General features: G+C 54.0%; 12 protein-coding genes. 9 read left to right on the forward strand and 3 right to left on the reverse strand.

Annotated features, from left to right (window positions below):
* The first annotated feature begins 50 nt into the window (after positions 1-50).
* The 4 genes from ONV78_RS12995 to ONV78_RS13010 are packed head-to-tail and all read left to right on the forward strand — an operon-like array spanning position 51 to position 3,248.
* Complete coding sequence (locus ONV78_RS12995) at positions 51-1,220, forward strand: N-acetyl sugar amidotransferase (RefSeq protein WP_253938434.1); 1,170 nt, start codon at positions 51-53, stop codon at positions 1,218-1,220.
* A complete protein-coding gene (gene hisH, locus ONV78_RS13000) occupies positions 1,217-1,831 on the forward strand; it encodes an imidazole glycerol phosphate synthase subunit HisH (RefSeq protein ID WP_279503610.1) in 615 nt (204 codons plus the stop codon). The genes ONV78_RS12995 and hisH overlap by 4 nt, the downstream gene beginning before the upstream one ends.
* On the forward strand, positions 1,825-2,592 hold the full coding sequence (gene wbuZ, locus ONV78_RS13005) for a glycosyl amidation-associated protein WbuZ (RefSeq protein ID WP_279503612.1): 768 nt from the start codon (positions 1,825-1,827) through the stop codon (positions 2,590-2,592). Before hisH ends, wbuZ begins: the two co-directional genes overlap by 7 nt.
* Positions 2,593-2,594: 2 nt before the next feature.
* Positions 2,595-3,248, forward strand: coding sequence for a serine acetyltransferase (locus tag ONV78_RS13010; RefSeq protein ID WP_279503614.1), 654 nt, complete (start codon positions 2,595-2,597; stop codon positions 3,246-3,248).
* A 109-nt stretch (positions 3,249-3,357) separates the two neighbouring features.
* On the opposite strand, the gene ONV78_RS13015 is transcribed toward ONV78_RS13010, so the two are convergent.
* Together ONV78_RS13015 and ONV78_RS13020 are read right to left on the reverse strand one after the other, a co-directional pair.
* On the reverse strand, positions 3,358-5,358 hold the full coding sequence (locus ONV78_RS13015) for a tetratricopeptide repeat protein (RefSeq protein ID WP_279503615.1): 2,001 nt from the start codon (positions 5,356-5,358) through the stop codon (positions 3,358-3,360).
* Positions 5,359-5,393: 35 nt separating this feature from the next.
* Positions 5,394-7,445, reverse strand: a complete 2,052-nt coding sequence (locus ONV78_RS13020) for a flagellin (RefSeq protein WP_216737820.1) — start codon at positions 7,443-7,445, stop codon at positions 5,394-5,396.
* Between the two features lie 570 nt (positions 7,446-8,015).
* Between ONV78_RS13020 and ONV78_RS13025 the strand changes: the two genes are divergently transcribed.
* From ONV78_RS13025 to fliS, 5 genes are all read left to right on the forward strand, one after another.
* Positions 8,016-10,079 (forward strand): 6-hydroxymethylpterin diphosphokinase MptE-like protein, encoded by a 2,064-nt coding sequence (locus ONV78_RS13025; protein ID WP_279503618.1) that lies wholly within the window; start codon positions 8,016-8,018, stop codon positions 10,077-10,079.
* A gap of 177 nt (positions 10,080-10,256) precedes the next feature.
* Complete coding sequence (locus tag ONV78_RS13030; protein ID WP_216737818.1) at positions 10,257-12,317, forward strand: flagellin; 2,061 nt, start codon at positions 10,257-10,259, stop codon at positions 12,315-12,317.
* An 80-nt stretch (positions 12,318-12,397) separates the two neighbouring features.
* Complete coding sequence (locus tag ONV78_RS13035; RefSeq protein WP_279503620.1) at positions 12,398-12,844, forward strand: flagellar protein FlaG; 447 nt, start codon at positions 12,398-12,400, stop codon at positions 12,842-12,844.
* A gap of 129 nt (positions 12,845-12,973) precedes the next feature.
* On the forward strand, positions 12,974-14,944 hold the full coding sequence (gene fliD, locus ONV78_RS13040; RefSeq protein ID WP_279503621.1) for a flagellar filament capping protein FliD: 1,971 nt from the start codon (positions 12,974-12,976) through the stop codon (positions 14,942-14,944).
* 61 nt (positions 14,945-15,005) lie between these two features.
* Positions 15,006-15,401, forward strand: a complete 396-nt coding sequence (gene fliS / locus ONV78_RS13045) for a flagellar export chaperone FliS (protein WP_127969402.1) — start codon at positions 15,006-15,008, stop codon at positions 15,399-15,401.
* A 102-nt stretch (positions 15,402-15,503) separates the two neighbouring features.
* On the opposite strand, the gene ONV78_RS13050 is transcribed toward fliS, so the two are convergent.
* Positions 15,504-16,427, reverse strand: a complete 924-nt coding sequence (locus ONV78_RS13050; protein WP_127969403.1) for a histone deacetylase family protein — start codon at positions 16,425-16,427, stop codon at positions 15,504-15,506.
* Between the last annotated feature and the right edge of the window lie 200 nt (positions 16,428-16,627).

Genomic DNA, 16,627 nt, shown 5'->3' on the forward strand with positions numbered 1-16,627 from the left:
CGCTACTCCTTAAAAGTATTAAACTGAATAATATTGCTATGAATACTGCTATGAAAAAGCTGAAGAGATGCACTCGGTGCCTGCTGCCCGAGACATATGAAACCATCGAATTTGATGCGAATGGCGTGTGCAATATCTGTCGGTCCTGGGAGATCAAGGCGGATCAGATTGATTGGGGCGCGCGCAAGACGTTGCTGGATCAGCTGATTGCAAAATACCGGGGTAAATACGATTACGACTGCATTGTGCCGTTCAGCGGAGGCAAGGACAGCACCTATCAACTTTACTACCTGGTCAAGGAGTATGGCGTCAAACCACTGGTCGTACGCTTCAATCATGGCTTTATGCGCCCTACTATTGAAGAAAACTGTACGCGCACATTCAAAAAGCTGGGGGTGGACGTTATTGAATTCACGCCCAACTGGAAGATCGTCAAACGTTTGATGCTGGAGTCTTTTCGTCGCAAGACCGACTTTTGCTGGCATTGTCACACAGGCATTTATTCATACCCCATGCAGATTGCGGTTAAGTTCAATGTGCCGTTGATCATCTGGGGCGAGCCCCAGGCGGAGATCACTGCGTATTACGATTATCTCAACGATGAGATCGAGTATGAGGATGAGAAGAAATTCAACATGATCCGCAATCTTGGCATATCCGCGGACGACATGTACGGCATGATCAATTCGCCGGAAGACCCGATCGACCGCCGTGATCTGGCCCCGTTCACTTATCCCAGCCTGAAAGACCTCAAGCGAATCGGCTACGCCTCCGTTTGCCTGGGAAGCTTTATCCCCTGGGATTATGAGAAGCACGTGAAAGTGATCAAGGAAGAGCTGGGCTGGCGGACAGACGAGGTGGAAAGCGCGCCGATAGCGGTGAACACCACTTGCGAGAAAATTGAATGTTTTATGCAGGGAACCCGTGACTACATCAAGTATTTAAAGCGTGGTTATAGTCGTATCACGCAAATAAACGCCATGAAGCTGCGTCGCGGCCGCATTTCTTTGGAGGAAGCTGAACGCTTGAATGAACTGGATGGGCGGCGACCGGAGTCTCTGGATATTTTCCTGGGATATGTGGGGCTGACCGAGCAGGAGTTTAATGAAATCGTGTCTGGAATGGTCATACCGCCTTTCGAACCTGACTTTGACCATCCTGTCCGCGGCGAACCGCTCTGGGACGCCATTAAATGGTACCGCGAGGATGAGCCTGGATGAATATCGGCGTATTGAACTACGGTATGGGCAATATCAAGTCGGTGCTCAACGCCATTGACGCCGTGGGGTACGACGCCCATGTCGTCGCCGCGCCGGATCAGCTAGCCGAATTGACGCACCTGATCATTCCCGGTGTCGGCGCTTTCGGAAACGCCATGGCCAATCTGGCGTCGGCGGCCTTACTGGCGGCGATCCATGACCACGTTCAACAGGGGCGTCCGTTGATGGGCGTCTGTCTTGGCATGCAATTGTTGGCGACGCAAGGCGAAGAGGGTGGCGTGAACGCCGGCCTTGATCTGATATCCGGTGTGGTGCGTCATCTGGAGGTCGATGGTCCGGTTCCGCATGTCGGATGGAATGCGCTGATTCATCATCAGGAACACCCGATTTTTCAGGGGGTGAAAAAGCATGTGGATTTCTACTTTGTGCATTCCTATTACTTTGCAGCGCAAGATCGCCGCCACGTGATTGCGGAAACGGAATACGGCGCGTCATTCCCCGTCGTGGTCGGCCGGGACAATATCGTCGGGGTGCAGTTTCATCCTGAAAAAAGCCAGGATAACGGTTTGAAAATTCTAGAAAACTTTTGTGAATGGGACGGGCGATGCTGAAAAAGCGCATTATTCCCATGCTGCTGTTGAGTCAGGGGCGCATGGTGAAGGGGAAACAATTTTCCGCTTTTCGGGACACTGGCGATCCGGTTTCCGCCGCTCGCATATACAACGCTCAGTTTGCGGATGAACTGGTGTTTCTGGATGTGGACGCCAATCGCCAGGGAAGCGACTTTGAGCAATTGTTGAATCTCATTGATAAGGTGTCCTCCGAGTGTTTTATGCCGCTGAGCGTCGGCGGCGGAGTGAACTCTGTGGAGCAAGTGCGTCGCCTGGTGCAGTCCGGCGCGGATAAAGTCGTTATCACCACTGCCGCTATAGAAAATCCGGGGTTGATTAACGACGCTTCGGCTATCTTTGGCCGCCAATGCATTGTCGTCGGACTGGATGTGAAACGGGAAGATGGCGCATACCGCTTGTACTCTCATTGTGGTCGTCACAAAACAGAGCGGGAGCTGGAAGAGTTTATTCGCGACATGACCCAGCGCGGCGCCGGCGAGTTTATCGTCAACGCTGTCGATCGCGACGGCATGATGCAGGGATATGACCTGGAGATGATCAAGTGCGCCAAGGCGGTTACTGATCGGCCCGTGCTTGCCGCCGGCGGCGCCGGCACATTCGCGCACCTAGCTGCGGCCTTTCAGGAAGCGAACGCGGATGCGGTGGTGTGTGCGAGTATCTTTCACTTTGGCGACAACAATCCCATTCGCGCCAGATCGCATTTATTGAACGCTGGCGTCCCCATGAAGCTCATCAAATAACCATGCAGCTATCTTTAGCCCCTGAGCATCTGGCTCATTATGTCAGTAAGCAGCTTGATCATTTTTTCCCGGACGGCCGCAGCGTGGAGACAGCGTTGTCTCAGTCTCTGCCTGAAACGCTGAAGCGGCTGGAGTTCTGCTTCTCCCATATTCGCCTGAAATACTATGTCGAAAACGATCAGGCCGTGTTTAACCATCTTCACGGCGATCATTACGCTACCTTTTTGTATTTTCTCGCTAACCAGGCCTACCGCGACAGTCAGGTGACGCTGGCGGAAAAGGCGTTTCTTCTTAATAAAGCCTTGCATGGTGTAGACGCCTTCTATGGCGTGGAGCTGCCGCGTATCTTCCTGTTGGTGCACCCGCTTGGAACGGTGCTGGGTTCAGCCTCTTACAGCGACTATCTGACGGTGTACCAGGGCGTGACCATTGGCTCCACCTATCGCGGCGACTACCCAACGATTGGCGAGGGCGCGGTGTTCTGTTCCGGCTCCAAGCTGATTGGTAACTGTCGCGTTGGCGCTAACGTCACTTTTGCCGCGGATGCGTTCGTGCAAGGTATCGATACGCCGGATGACAGTCTGGTCGTGGGAAAATTTCCTGACTGCCGGATATCGCCCAATAAACTGGATAATCGACGGGTCAAGTTTGGCTGATAACGGAGTGAGCGGTTAGCGTCTCAAGAGGGAAGAGGGAAGAGGGAAGAGGGAAGAGGGAAGAGGGAAGAAAAAAACGGCGGGCCTTGCAGCCCGCCGATAGTGGCTTTTACCTTTTCACAAAATACAGCTTGAGATCATGGCCGATCACTTTGCCGATATCGGCCCCGAAGACTTCGGTCTGCAGTTGTTTCAATATTGGACCTGAGGGTTGCACCTTGTCGTCCCGGTCTTTGACCTGCGCCAGTTTCCAGTCCACCTCATTGCTAAGGTACGTCAGTACGGACTGAATCTGCGCGCGATCTTCGCCAGCGAACCAGGTGCTGCGACACCCTGTCAGGTTGTAAAAGTGCGGGTGGCTGAGCAATGGCGCCCAGGAGGGATCGTCCGCATTTTCAATAATGGCCCGGCGTAGCAGGCGAATATCATTGGAGCGTCGGGTCAGTCGATAGTGCTCAATGATCGTCTGAGCTTTATCCGTCACCTGGGTCAGCTCGCTGTCGCCGGTTGAAACCTGTACGACGCCGCCTTTACACACCATCCTCTTGATGCTTTCGATCAGGTTAAACTCCGCCTCGCTGAGAGAAGGAAATTTCTCAATCTTCAGGAAGTGAATCGTCGCTCCGTCCTCGATAAAACGCTGGGCGATGGAGTAGGGCCAGAATACGATATTTTCCAGATCATACTGTTCCGCTTTGCGAGCGCCAAAAGCGAGGTTCGCCAGATTCTCGTCGACAGCGATAACGTCCACGTCGTCAAAGTAGCGGGCGAATTCCACTGCTCTTTGTGACGACTCGGCGCCGAGAATCATCGCGCATAGGCGTTCGGGCAACTGCTGCGCCCGCGCCCCTAATACGCTTTCCAATTGTTTGCGCAACGATTGCTCGCTAAAGAACTCTATGTTGCGCCACACTGGGCAGGCCATGGCGACTTCCGCTGCGTCTTCCAGTAACTCAAGCTGTTTTTCCTGAAACCCTTGCTTGTAGCCTTCATCCTCCATGGGTAAGTAGAAGCTGGCTTCCATCAGCAGTTGCATCGACTGCGGCCAGTCGTCCAGGGAGAAAGCCGACAAAAAGCGCGAGTAGGCCTGAGGGAAGAGAGTGACGTACATGGCGGCGACGATAAGGGCGCCTGCGATATCCGTCACGCTGTTTTCCGTTGTGCAGGACAGCAGAATCTTTCTGTTCAGGTCGCTGATTTGAGCGGTTTCATCTTCGGCGGCGTAGAGTGCTCCGCCGGTAGCGACATTGTAGACGCCGATGGCGATGGCCAGTTCCTGCAGCCCTTCGCGTAATTCGCCAGAGGCTGTCGTCTCGTCAAGGATGGCTTTGCGTATCAACGTGACGAACTGCTCCACGTCCGCATTTGGCATCACAGTTCTGGTCAGCGCCAAGAGCAGTAACGGGTCCTGCGCGGCGTCGTTGATGTCGATGCACACGTCAGGGTTGCGCAGGTCGTATTTCAACGCCAGCGCCTGTGCGGTAATGCGAGCCAGATTCTGATGAGGCAGGTCTTCTTGCTGCAGTAAATCCAACAGATCGCGCTCAATGGTTTCGGAGCGTCTTTCAACCTGCAGATGAGCGCAGCACTTGATCATGCCGGCGTACAGAGTAGGCCACTCCAGACCGTATTCCAGTAAGCGCCGATAGTGCATATAGGCAATATCGTAATTGCTCATCGCCGCCTGGCAGTGTGCGATGCCCAGAAAGGCGGCGGCGTAGCTTTTATCCTGTTGCAGCGCCTGCTGGAAATATTGCTCCGCCTGGGCGGGCTGATTCTCCATCAGATTCAGATAGCCAAGGTTGGCGATCAGTTGCGGCGCGTTGCGGTCTTGGGCCAGCGCCTGGTTGAAGAACCGGCGCGCTTCGTTAAGCCGTCCTTCATCCAGCTCTATTCGACCCAGCAGGCCCAGCGCCGAGGCCTGCGCTGGCTCCAGCGCCAGCGCTTGCTCTATCAGCGTTTTGGCGGCGCCTCTGTCCTCACTGCGTTGTTGATGCGACGCGCCTGGACGATTGGAGGCGCGGTATATCTCGTTCGCCTCTATCAGTAAATGGGCGGCTTCAACACGAGTGGATTGAAGTTTTTCGTTTGCTTGCGCTGTTGCCTGCATGGTTCTTACCTCTGCTAGCTCAATTCAATCTCTGTTTAGCCTTGCAGCAGCTGCAGCACCTGCTGCGGCTGTGCATTAGCCTGGGCCAGAATCGACAATCCGGCTGACTGCAATACCTGGGTTCGGGACAGCTCGGCGGTCTCCGCCGCGAAGTCCGCATCGCGGATTCGCGAGTTGGCGGCGGTCAGGTTTTCTGACGCAATCGCCTGGTTGGATATGGTCGACTCGAAGCGATTCTGAATCGCGCCGAGATTCGCACGCTGGAAGTTGATGGTGTTCAACGCGTTGTCTACTGCACTGAGGGCCAGGATGGCGCCGTCCACCGTGGATATATCGATGTTTTGCACCAATTGTCCGGTGGAGTTGGAGCCGTAAGTGCCGACTTCGAACCCGCTCTTTTCTATCTGACCGGTCAGCGTATCCAACTCGATGGCGCCGGCCGAGAGCAGGGTGATGGTGCTGGCGGTGACAGTGTCCACCGTGCCCAATCCAATTAACGACGTGGTCGTAGAGGCGTTGGATATCTGGATGTTCCTGCCATCGTCGGCGATCATTCTGTAACTGCTGCCGAAGGCTTCCGCTTGTACCCCAGTCTGACCAGACTTGTTGTTGATCGCGGTGATAACCGTTCTTTGCACATCCGCCACGGTGTCATTGGAGCCGTAGGAGATGTTGATCTGCACGCCATTGATCTGGAAGTTGAAGTTTTGCGCGCTGCCGGTGACCAACGCCGTGGCGTTTTGGATCGTATCGTTTACCTCCGCCACAACGCCGGTCTGATCGCTGACCTTGTTGATCGCCACAGCTTTGGCGATGGCGCTGGAGTCCGTTTGCGTGCTGGAAGAGGTGTCAAAGTTGGTTTGCGTCGGGCCGATGGGAACGCCGTTGATAACCAGGTCGCCGGCAGCGAACGGGTTGGCGTCCACCTGGTCGCTGATGGCGCCGCTGTTATTACCGCTGAAGGTGCCTACAGAAAGACCCGCGTTGCCAATGTTACCGGTTGTGGTGTCGAGTCCAATGGCGCTGCCGTCGCGTGATATGAGCGTAAAGGTGCCCGTGTAGGTAACGGCGGCGGAGGCGGCCGTGTCGGACGGCGGCAAACCGAAGGCGGTGGAGTTGAGGGCCGTGCTTTGGATGACAATGTTGCGGCCATCCTCCGCCGTCAGCCTGATGCCGACCGTCGGGTTGCCGTCAAACGAGGCGGTGACGCCGGTTTGTCCGGACTTTTCATTGATCGCCGCTGCGACGTTCTCAAGATTGACCTGCGATGACAGGTTAGAGGAGATGGTCACTGCGATCGCCACGCCGTTTATCGTCACGGACGCTGACTGGGTGGTGGCGATAAAAGTGGTGGAGCCGCTGACGTAGGTGCCGTTAATCACGGCTTCTACGCCGGTGGATTCCGTCAGTTTGTTGATCGCCGCCACTTTGGCGATGGCGCTCTGGTCCTGGTTGGCGCTGGAGAACGCATCGTCAACGCCAGTGGATGCGCCAATGGCGATGCCGTTGATCACCAGGTCGCCGGCAGCGAGAGCCGCGGCTTCCGGTTCCGAGGATATGCCGTCGGTTTCCGCCGCTCCCAGTTTGTCCACCGTAGCGCCTTCAATACCGAAAGTGACCGATTCCCCTTCGTTGGCGCCGATTTGGAAGGTCACGTCAGTGAAGGTGCCGTCCAACAATTTGGTGCCGTTGAAGTTGGTTTGCTCCGATACCCGCTTGATCTCTTGAAGCAGCTGGTTGACCTCTTCATTCAGCGCTTTGCGATCCAGCCCGCTGTTGGTGGCGTTGGCGGATTGCAGCGCCAGGTCGCGAATACGCAGGAGGTTTTCGCTCATCGCGCCAAGCGCGCCTTCCGCTGTTTGCGACAGCGACACGGCGTCGCCGGCGTTGCGGATAGCGACGCTTAATCCTCGTACCTGGGAGGTAAAGCGGGTGGATATCGCCAAGCCGGCGGCGTCGTCCCGCGCGCTGTTGATACGAAGACCCGATGACAGGCGCGCCAGAGCGGTCTGGTTGGCCGACTGCGAATTATTAAGATTTCGCTGCGCGTTGATCGAGGCGATGTTGGTATTAATTATCTGAGGCATAACTTCCCCCTATTGCGTCTATACCAGCCGGGCCGTTTCCTTCGTAAGAGCCGCTCGGATGCGTAGCAACCGGCTACCTGACTTTGCCTGCCCCTCTATGCGAATAAAAATTGCGCAGAAAGGAGCGTTTCCACTGCCTATGCAAAAGCATTGCCAGAACTTTTAGGAAATTTTATGTGTTTGATTTTTAATCACAAAAAAACGCAGATAGGTTTGCGGGAAAGGGAGGCCTATGGATTTTGGCAGGAGTTTGCCAAGGGGCGGTCAAAAAGTTGCCGCTTGCCGCCAAGAGGAAAATGGGGATAACAATCGCTCTCTCCTTCATATAGATAGCGCCGCCTTGCAAAGAAAGGCGCGTAAGCTGACGCCTCCCTTTTTGAAGCGGCTGCGGAAATGGCGGCATGATAATTGCCGAGCTTGAAAGATAGAGGCGTTAAAAGTGGCGAAAACAGGAGTAATGGGCAGATCACTGCTACGCTAACTTTGTCTGTTCACTAAAAATTTTTCGAGTGACGGAAAATTGCCGCCCCAATTTTCTCGTTCGGAAAAACTAAAAAAGAGATAGAAGCAATGACCGATCAAGCGGAAATACTTAAGCCTTTCATCGAGCGCAGGGAAAAGAATTTAGCCTACTTCAAAGACCACTTTCCCGGCATATATAAGCACTTCCTGAACTATCAGATGAAAAAATCCAAGCTGAATATCATCCCTGACGCTGGTGAAGTGGATATTCACGATGAAGGCCATTCCGTATACGGCGGTAAAGCCAAGGCCTATGCTCTGAACGAAATCAAGGAATTCACCAAGGTCTACAGTGAAGGCGGCAAGGTGGTTTCTATTGACCCGCCGTTTCCCGGCGATTACTGCTTTCCAAGGTTTTTCTTCAAAGCCGCTGACGCCATTATTCGAAAATCTCCTATTAACAAGTCGAACTTCAATCATTTTTGGCTGGGGGATTCTTATCCCTGCATTGTCTTCCTCGGGTGCGGCGTGGGTTATCACATTGAGGCCTTCCTGGAGCAGCACAAGGTCAACTACGCCGTGGTTTTTGAGCCTAATCTGGATCATTTCGCCGCGAGTCTGTACGCCGTCGACTGGGCGGAGATCTGCCGCAAGTATGACGGCGCGGAAGGGCGCACCATTCACTTTCTGCTGGGCGGGCAGGAAGACGAATACTCACAGTGGGCGCTGCTGTGGAATAACCTGGTTACGACACCGCCAGCTTTTCCTCTCGCGACGCTGTTTTATAATCATCGCGGCCTGAAGTCCCACGATAATTTATCTGAAAAGGTGTGCGACGACCTGTATGTGTTCCTGGTTTCCTGGGGCAATTATGACGATGAGGTCAACCAGCTTAATCAGGCGGCGCACAATATATATAGCGGCGTTGAGTTATTGCCGCCGCCTGTCAATGACATAACCGATGTGCCGGTGTGCATTGTAGGGGCGGGTCCCTCCCTGGACATGCGCATAGATCAGTTACGGGAGATGCAACAGCGCGGCGCGTTGATCATTTCATGCGGCTCCTCCATCACTGCGTTGCATCCGATGGGAATCAAACCGGATATTCATGTCGAACTGGAGTCTGACTATCAATATGTGGTCGGGCAGTTGGAGCGGCTTAAAGATCCCGATTACTTGAATTCGATAAAAGTTATTGCTCCTATTCACATCAGCCCGATCGTATACCAGTTGTTTGGCGAACGGCGCGCTTACATCAAAGAAGAGTGTGGGCTGGCGACCATGTTTCCCGAGCATGGGCAGATCATCCGCGGGGGAACTCCCACTTGCACGAACCTCGGGTTAGCCTGGGCGCTGCACTACGGATTCAAGAACATCTTGTTGTTTGGAATGGACTTTGGGTTCACGGACAGACGCCATCACCATGCGCAAAGCTCGATCTATTACGACGACGACGCCCATGAGGCGTTCAAGCGCAGCGTGGATTACGACGGCCAGCATGTGTTTAAGGTGGAGGGTGTTGACGGCGGCTCCGTTTTGACGTCACCGCAATATTTCGCCGCCAAACGCAAAGCGGAAAACAGTCTGCGTGACTTCCCTGAGCGCGGCAAAGTCTACAATTTTTCTCATGGGGCCAAGATTGAGGGCTCTGAGTGGGTGGCGCCGGGACCATTACCGATTTCCCTGACGGCGCTCAACGCGAGCAGCGACAAGAAGCAGAAGGTGGTGGATTACCTCTACGCGTCGCAGCACGAAAAAATACCGGTAGACGTGCTTGAGAAGAAGCGAGACCGCTTAAATGTCTTGTTCGGGCAGTTCAGCGACGATGTTTCGACATTTTTGCAGGCGCCCATTACCAGCAAAGATGAAATGAACAGAGTCTGTAACCGCATCAACACTTACATGGAAGATCAGGTGCAAGTTAAAGCTAAAGAATTTTATTTCCTGTTGCGGGGCTCTATCAGACATTTTCTTTATATCGGTTTCGCGCATACGCTGGCCATTCAGAATGATGCGGAGAGGCTGACCTTCATGGAAGAATGGAGACAGACCATGCTGCGCTTTCTCCTTGATGTACATAAACATTTTCTTCAGGTTATGTACAAAAAATTCGACCTTGAGACAGATCCCTGGGTGCGCCGTTCGATCAATGATCCCGATGACTTTGCGTGAGCGTGAAGTCATGGGGTTAAGGCTTACATTTCATTACAAAGAGCAGGCAAAAATTAACTAAAGAATCTTCTCCTGAAGCCGTTACTAAGGACAACGGGTTAGCGCAGTTCGACCGGCCCTGCTGTGTAGAAGCGAGAACCTCTTAACCGAGTGAGAAGGGTTACAGGAGAAGCAAACATGCCTCAAATAATTAATACCAACATTGCGTCGTTGAATGCGCAGCGTAACCTGAACGCTTCACAGCGGTCAGGAGATACGTCGTTGCAGCGGCTTTCTTCGGGTCTCCGCATCAACAGCGCAAAAGACGACGCGGCAGGTCTGGCGATTTCAACACGTTTCGACGCTCAGATTCGCGGCACTAACGTCGCGGTTCGTAACGCGGGAGACGCGATCTCATTGGCGCAGACCGCTGAAGGCGCTTTGAGTTCAATGAAAGACAGCTTACAGCGTATTCGTGAACTGTCACTGCAATCTGCGAACGACACTAACTCAACTATCGACCGTGAAGCCTTGCAGGAAGAGGTTGGCCAGCTGATCAGCGAGATTGAAAACATCGCTGCAACTACCAACTTCAACGGTAAGAAACTGCTGGACGGCTCTTTCCAGAATTCCGTTTTCCAAACTGGCGCTAACCTGGGGAACACCATCAGCGTGACCATCTCCAAGCTGGACACCAGCACTTTGGGAACAGCGGACACCAGCGGTATTTCCAGCAGAACGACTACGACCGCTCTGGTTGTAGGCAGCACCGGCAATGAAATGGTTGCAGGGGACATCGTTATCAATGGCATCTCCGTGGGCGCATCTGTGGGTACTGACGACACGGCTTCCACCAGCCATGCGGCGTCAAGCGCCATTGCTAAGGCGGCGGCGATTAATGATGTATCCGATCAGACAGGCGTCACCGCTACTGTCGACGCGAACTATGTCGCGGGCACCACTACCGCCGACGCGACTGCGGCGAACGTGAGCTTGAACCTGAACGGGGTCAGCATCAACCTGAGTAAAGGCACCACCTTGACTGTCGAGCAGAACCTGCAAGCGACAGCGGACGCCATTAACGAAAAATCCGGCGCCACAGGCGTGCGCGCGGTCTTCGACGGCGACACCGCCAAGGGTATCTCCCTGGTGGCTGACGACGGTCGTAACATCGTATTGACTGAAACTACGAGCAACACCTTGGCTACCTTTGGTTTGGCCGCGGCAAGCTCCCTGGGTAACGCCTATGTCGGCACCTACTCGCTTTCAAGCGATGACGGCAGCGACATTGCACTCACCACGACTACAGGCAACATCGATAACGCCGGCTTTGAAGTAGGGTCATTCAGCGGAAACAACGCAGGTATTGTGAGTGATAATGGCACCACCACCGCTTTGGTGACTGGCGACATCGTCATCAACAACGTGGGTATCGGGCCCAGCTTGAGCACTGACGACACGGCTTCCACTGCGAATGCGGACGGTAGCGCCATCGCGAAAGCGGCTGCGATCAACCGTTCGTCTGACCAGACTGGCGTTACCGCGCTGGCTAACGAAAACCGTGTTAACTCAGGCAACCTGACTACCACGACTGCCTCTGCGACGATTACGGTCAACGGCGTGTCCATCACTGCGAGCTTCAGCACCACTGACGACGTCGCTGTGAAACAGGCTGCGATCATCGATGCGATCAACCAGAAATCCGGTCAGACTGGCGTTACTGCGGAAGTACTGGACTCTGACTCCTTCACTCTGGTGGCTGCGGACGGTCGTAACATCGACATCAGCGGCGCCACAGCGATGGCCAGCATCACCACCACGACCTTTGTCAGCTCTGTGACACTGTTGTCTGGCGGTCAGATAGACGTTGAATCCAACACCAACTCTGCGGGTCTGGCGAAAGCGGGTCTGAGAATCGGTACATTCGGCGGCGCTGAAAGCGGCTCTCTGCTGCAGGATGTGGATATCTCTACTGTAGCTGGCGCTGAAGCGGCTCTGAAGGCGGTGGATAACGCACTGCAGACTGTAACGTCCAAACAGGCGGAACTGGGCGCCATCCAGAACCGCTTCCAGAACACGATTGCGAACTTGGAAGTGAACAACGAGAACCTGAACTCCGCCAACAGCCGGATCAGGGACGCAGACTTCGCATCCGAGACCGCAGCGTTGTCAAGGGCGCAGGTACTGCAACAGGCCGGTATCTCGATATTGGCGCAGGCTAATGCAAGACCCCAGCAAGTCTTGTCGCTCCTGCAGTAACGGAGTGAACTAACGTGAAATACCGGCCGGATGTTCTCTTCCGGCCGGTTTAAGCGTTAAGACATGCTAAGAGGTGAGATATGAATGACGTTAAGACTACTGAACTGAGTATGGCGGCGGCCACTAAACCCGTGAACCTGCCGTCTGCTCAGTCCGCGACGTCGTCACCTCCGATTGAACCTAAGGTTAAGTCCGGGGTAGCAACGTCTACGCCTGATACGCAGGCTGCGAAGCAGAGCTCTGCAGCCCAGCCCACCAACGACATTGCCAATAAGCAACAGCAACAGTTGGAGAGGGAGCAAAGCCACGAGCTTAGGGAAGCGGTGACCAAGTTGAATGAATACGTTCAATCTGTGCAGCGTGACCTGCAGTTCGAATTGGATGAGGTCTCGGGAAGAACGGTCATTACTGTTTTGGACAGAACCACAAAAGAAGTAGTGAGACAGATTCCCGATGACTTGGCCCTTAAGCTGGCTCGCAACTTGCAGCAGGATGAACCAGTTAATCTGTTTTCCGCCAAGGCGTGAGGCTTGGCGGAATCAGATAGGGTTCGGCAGGAATTTACGATCCGTAACAAAAAAAGGGGCAAAGTTTTGCCCCTTTTTGCCGATAAATAAAGATATGATCGTACACACAATCCGCGAGGTTGGCGTCACATGGCAAGCGTTTCTTCAATAGGCATCGGCTCGGGAGTATTGACCAGCGAATTAATCGAGAAGCTGGCCAGTGCTGAGCGTGAGCCGACGGAAAAAAGGCTGAATCTCAAAGAAGATGAAGTGACGGCCAAACTCAGCGACTTGAGTCGTCTGAAAAGCGCAATTACCGACCTGCGTTTATCCGCTCGTACATTGAGCACGCCGGAAGCGATGTCCAGCAACACGGCGACTTCCAGCGGCTCTGCTGTTGGCGTTACCGCCAACACCTCTGCGAAAACTGGTTCATATGCGCTCACCGTCAGCAATCTGGCCGTTGCGCAATCATTGAGTTCCGGCACTTTCGCTGATAAAGACACCACCACTGTAGGAACAGGCACGCTGTCTTTTACTGTCGGCGGCGTCACCAAAAACCTGACCGTTGATAGCAGTAACAATACGTTGCAGGGATTGTCCGACGCCATTAACGATATGGGATTGGACGTTAACTCCTCCGTTATTTACAACGGCTCCTCCTACCAGCTTGTGTTATCCGCTTCAAAAACCGGTGTGGCGAACGCCATTTCTATTTCAGCGACGGATAACGACGGCAACAGTACGGATGGTTCGGGGATTTCCCAGTTTATTTATAACGCCACCAACCAGAATTTAACTCAGGACGTCGCAGCGGAAGACGCCGCCTTTACTTTGAATGGCGTATCCATCACCCGTTCGTTGAACACCGTCGATGACGTGGTGGACGGCCTGACCCTGACTTTAAATGCTGAAACCGCAAGCGCAGTCAACGTTACCGTTAGCAAAGACCTGAATGCTGTGACCGAAAGGGTCCAGGATTTAGTGGATAAATATAATGCTTTGCAGGAAATCATTAGCGAAGTCACCGCTTTTGACAGTGATACCGGAGAAAAAGGCACTTTGCTGGGCAGCTCCACTGTGCGCACTATCTCCACCCAGTTGCGCTCTACGCTGAGTTCAATTGTTCCCGGGCTGGAAAGCGCTAACGTCCGTAGTTTGTCTGAATTGGGAATTACGACCAACTCAGAATCGGGACAACTGGAGTTCAACAGCCTCACGTTCCAAAACAAGCTGCAAAGTTATCCGAATGACGTAGCGGCTTTGTTCGCCGACCAGGGGCGTACGACGGATGCGCAGGTCAAGTACGTCAGCGCCGGGATAAATACCAAGATTGGCTCGTACGCCGTTGATATCACTCAGGTGGCGACGCAGGGCGCTTTCACCGGCAATGTGGCGCTGGGCGGCTCAACAGTCATTGATGCGGATAACGACACCTTCAAGATCAAAGTCAACGGGGTGGAGTCCAACACCATTACTCTGACCGCCGGAACTTATACTGACAGTGAGTTGCTTGCGGAAATTCAGACTCAGCTGGATGCGGACACCAATATCGCAGGCTCTGGCGTGACTGTTTCGTTGGACGGCAGTAACCAGCTGGTGTTCACCTCTGGAGAATATGGCAGTACGTCCAAGGTCGAGATTACCGCCATCGACACCAATACCGCGGCGCAGCTGGGTTTGACTGTCGCCACCGGCGTAGATGGCCTGGATGTCGCCGGCACGATCAATGGGAAAGCCGCTACCGGTAAGGGCCAGTATCTGACCTCTGCGGACGGAGACTCGAAAGGGCTCAAACTGCAAATTACCGGCGGCGCCACTGGCGCACGCGGCACAGCGACTTATATTGAAGGGGTGGGAGACCAGATGGTCGACCTGGTGAACAATTATCTGTCCGCCGACGGTTTGATTACGGTCGCCATCAATGGCTTTAATTCACAGCTGGAAAAAATCTCTGAAGACCGGACGGAGTTGAACGATCGCATTACGGCCCTGACGGATCGGCTGGCGCGTCAGTTCACCGCCGCGGATTTGATTATTTCCCAGCTCAAGAACACGGAAAACTTTTTGTCCACGCAGCTGGAAGCGCTGGTGGCCAGCACCACTGGAAGCAAGGGTTAAGCGAAGGGCCTGATCCAGGCGCTTAAGATCACAGACGAGTAATTATGAGGTTGCTATTACAATGAACGCGTTACATCAGTATCAGAGCGTGAATCGTCAGACCAGCATTGTCGATGCGGATGGGCACAAGTTGATCCAGCTATTGTTCGACGGTGCGCTGGAGCGTATTACCATGGCGAAAGGGCAGATTCTCGCCAATAACTTTGAAGGCAAAAATCGGCTGATCGGCAAGGCGGTTGAAATCGTCGGCGGTTTGCGCGAGTTCCTGGACAAAGAAAAAGGCGGCGACATCGCAGAGCGTCTGGATGCTTTGTACGAATACATGGAGCGTCGCTTGTTTGAAGCCAACCTGCAAAATGACGCGACCATTCTGGATGAAGTGGCGGGCTTGTTGAAGCAAGTCAAAAACGGCTGGGACGGCATTCGTCAGGAAGCGTTGGAAAAAGGTCTCGTCTAACCTGGCCTGAACAGGCCGCTTTCTCGCAACCTTATGGAAACTCCGTCCGCTGTTGGCGGGCGGAGCTTCTAAACAAAGTTAAGCCCTCGCTCATGCGACGTTTCAATTCCCCATCAAACCTTCCATGTGCGCTTCCACACTGGCGGACAGGGCGTTCAGGTTATAACCGCCTTCCAGAATAGAAACGATGCGCCCACTGCTGTAAACCCGCGCCACGTCCATCAATAAACGGGTGATCCAGCGGTAGTCCCTTTCTTCCAGCTCCAGGTGCGCCAGAGGGTCATGTTTATGGGCGTCGAACCCCGCTGAGATAAGTATCAGTTGCGGACGGTGATCCTGCAGGCGGGCGAGCCAGTCTCTTTCAACGCTACGCCGGAATTGCAGGCCCCGAGTGTGGGCGTCCAGCGGCGTATTGATGATGTTGGGGCGATCCACCGCATGGTGACTGAACGGATACAGCGGATACTCAAAGCTGGAGCAGAACAGGACCCGCGGATCATCCTGAAAGATGTCCACCGTGCCGTTGCCCTGATGCACGTCGAAATCCACGATGGCGATGCGCTCCAGACCATGAAAATCCATGGCGTGGCGGGCGGCGATGGCGATATTGTTGAAGAAGCAGAAGCCCATGGACTTGCTGCGTTCCGCATGATGGCCAGGGGGACGCACGGCGCAAAAGGCGGTGTTCGCCTGGCCGCTGAGCACCATATCCGCCGCCTCTACCGCAGAGCCCGCAGCCAGATAGGCGGCGCGCATGCTGTGACGCATCAATGCCGTATCTGGATCGACCATGATGCGGCCTTTGTCCGGATTCAGATTTTCCAGTTGTTCAACGTAGCGGGAGGGATGCACCCGAATGATTTTGTCGCGGTCGGTTTCCTGCGGCTCGACCAGATCCACTTCCTGCAGTATGCCGGCGTGCTCAAGCCGGTCCATAATCGCCTGTAATCGCATAGGGCTTTCGGGATGCCCCTCGCCCATGTCGTGCAATGTACAGTCTTTATGATAGAAAAGGGCGGTTTTCATCTTTGTTTTCCTTTTAGAGGCTTTTAGTCTACTGCAAAGCGATAACGGCTTGAAACCGGAGATGGGGCGAATGTTATAGTCCGCGCCCGCGATTGAGGTGGGCGTATCGAATTACGCCAAGTCAGTCAAAGCGGGGGATCTTGATATCTGTCAAAGTGGCCGGTATTGGTCTATGTATCTTAGATATCGGCGGTGTTTCC

The sequence above is a fragment of the Hahella sp. CR1 genome (assembly GCF_029813005.1).
Taxonomy (GTDB): Bacteria; Pseudomonadota; Gammaproteobacteria; order Pseudomonadales; family Oleiphilaceae; genus Hahella.

Excerpts from the sequence above, each read along its gene's own strand:
- ONV78_RS12995 (WP_253938434.1), top strand. The coding sequence starts at position 51 with ATGAAAAAGCTGAAGAGATGCACTCGGTGCCTGCTGCCCGAGACATAT.
- hisH (WP_279503610.1), top strand. The coding sequence starts at position 1,217 with ATGAATATCGGCGTATTGAACTACGGTATGGGCAATATCAAGTCGGTG.
- wbuZ (WP_279503612.1), top strand. The coding sequence starts at position 1,825 with ATGCTGAAAAAGCGCATTATTCCCATGCTGCTGTTGAGTCAGGGGCGC.
- ONV78_RS13010 (WP_279503614.1), top strand. The coding sequence starts at position 2,595 with ATGCAGCTATCTTTAGCCCCTGAGCATCTGGCTCATTATGTCAGTAAG.
- ONV78_RS13015 (WP_279503615.1), bottom strand. The coding sequence starts at position 5,358 with ATGCAGGCAACAGCGCAAGCAAACGAAAAACTTCAATCCACTCGTGTT.
- ONV78_RS13020 (WP_216737820.1), bottom strand. The coding sequence starts at position 7,445 with ATGCCTCAGATAATTAATACCAACATCGCCTCGATCAACGCGCAGCGA.
- ONV78_RS13025 (WP_279503618.1), top strand. The coding sequence starts at position 8,016 with ATGACCGATCAAGCGGAAATACTTAAGCCTTTCATCGAGCGCAGGGAA.
- ONV78_RS13030 (WP_216737818.1), top strand. The coding sequence starts at position 10,257 with ATGCCTCAAATAATTAATACCAACATTGCGTCGTTGAATGCGCAGCGT.
- ONV78_RS13035 (WP_279503620.1), top strand. The coding sequence starts at position 12,398 with ATGAATGACGTTAAGACTACTGAACTGAGTATGGCGGCGGCCACTAAA.
- fliD (WP_279503621.1), top strand. The coding sequence starts at position 12,974 with ATGGCAAGCGTTTCTTCAATAGGCATCGGCTCGGGAGTATTGACCAGC.
- fliS (WP_127969402.1), top strand. The coding sequence starts at position 15,006 with ATGAACGCGTTACATCAGTATCAGAGCGTGAATCGTCAGACCAGCATT.
- ONV78_RS13050 (WP_127969403.1), bottom strand. The coding sequence starts at position 16,427 with ATGAAAACCGCCCTTTTCTATCATAAAGACTGTACATTGCACGACATG.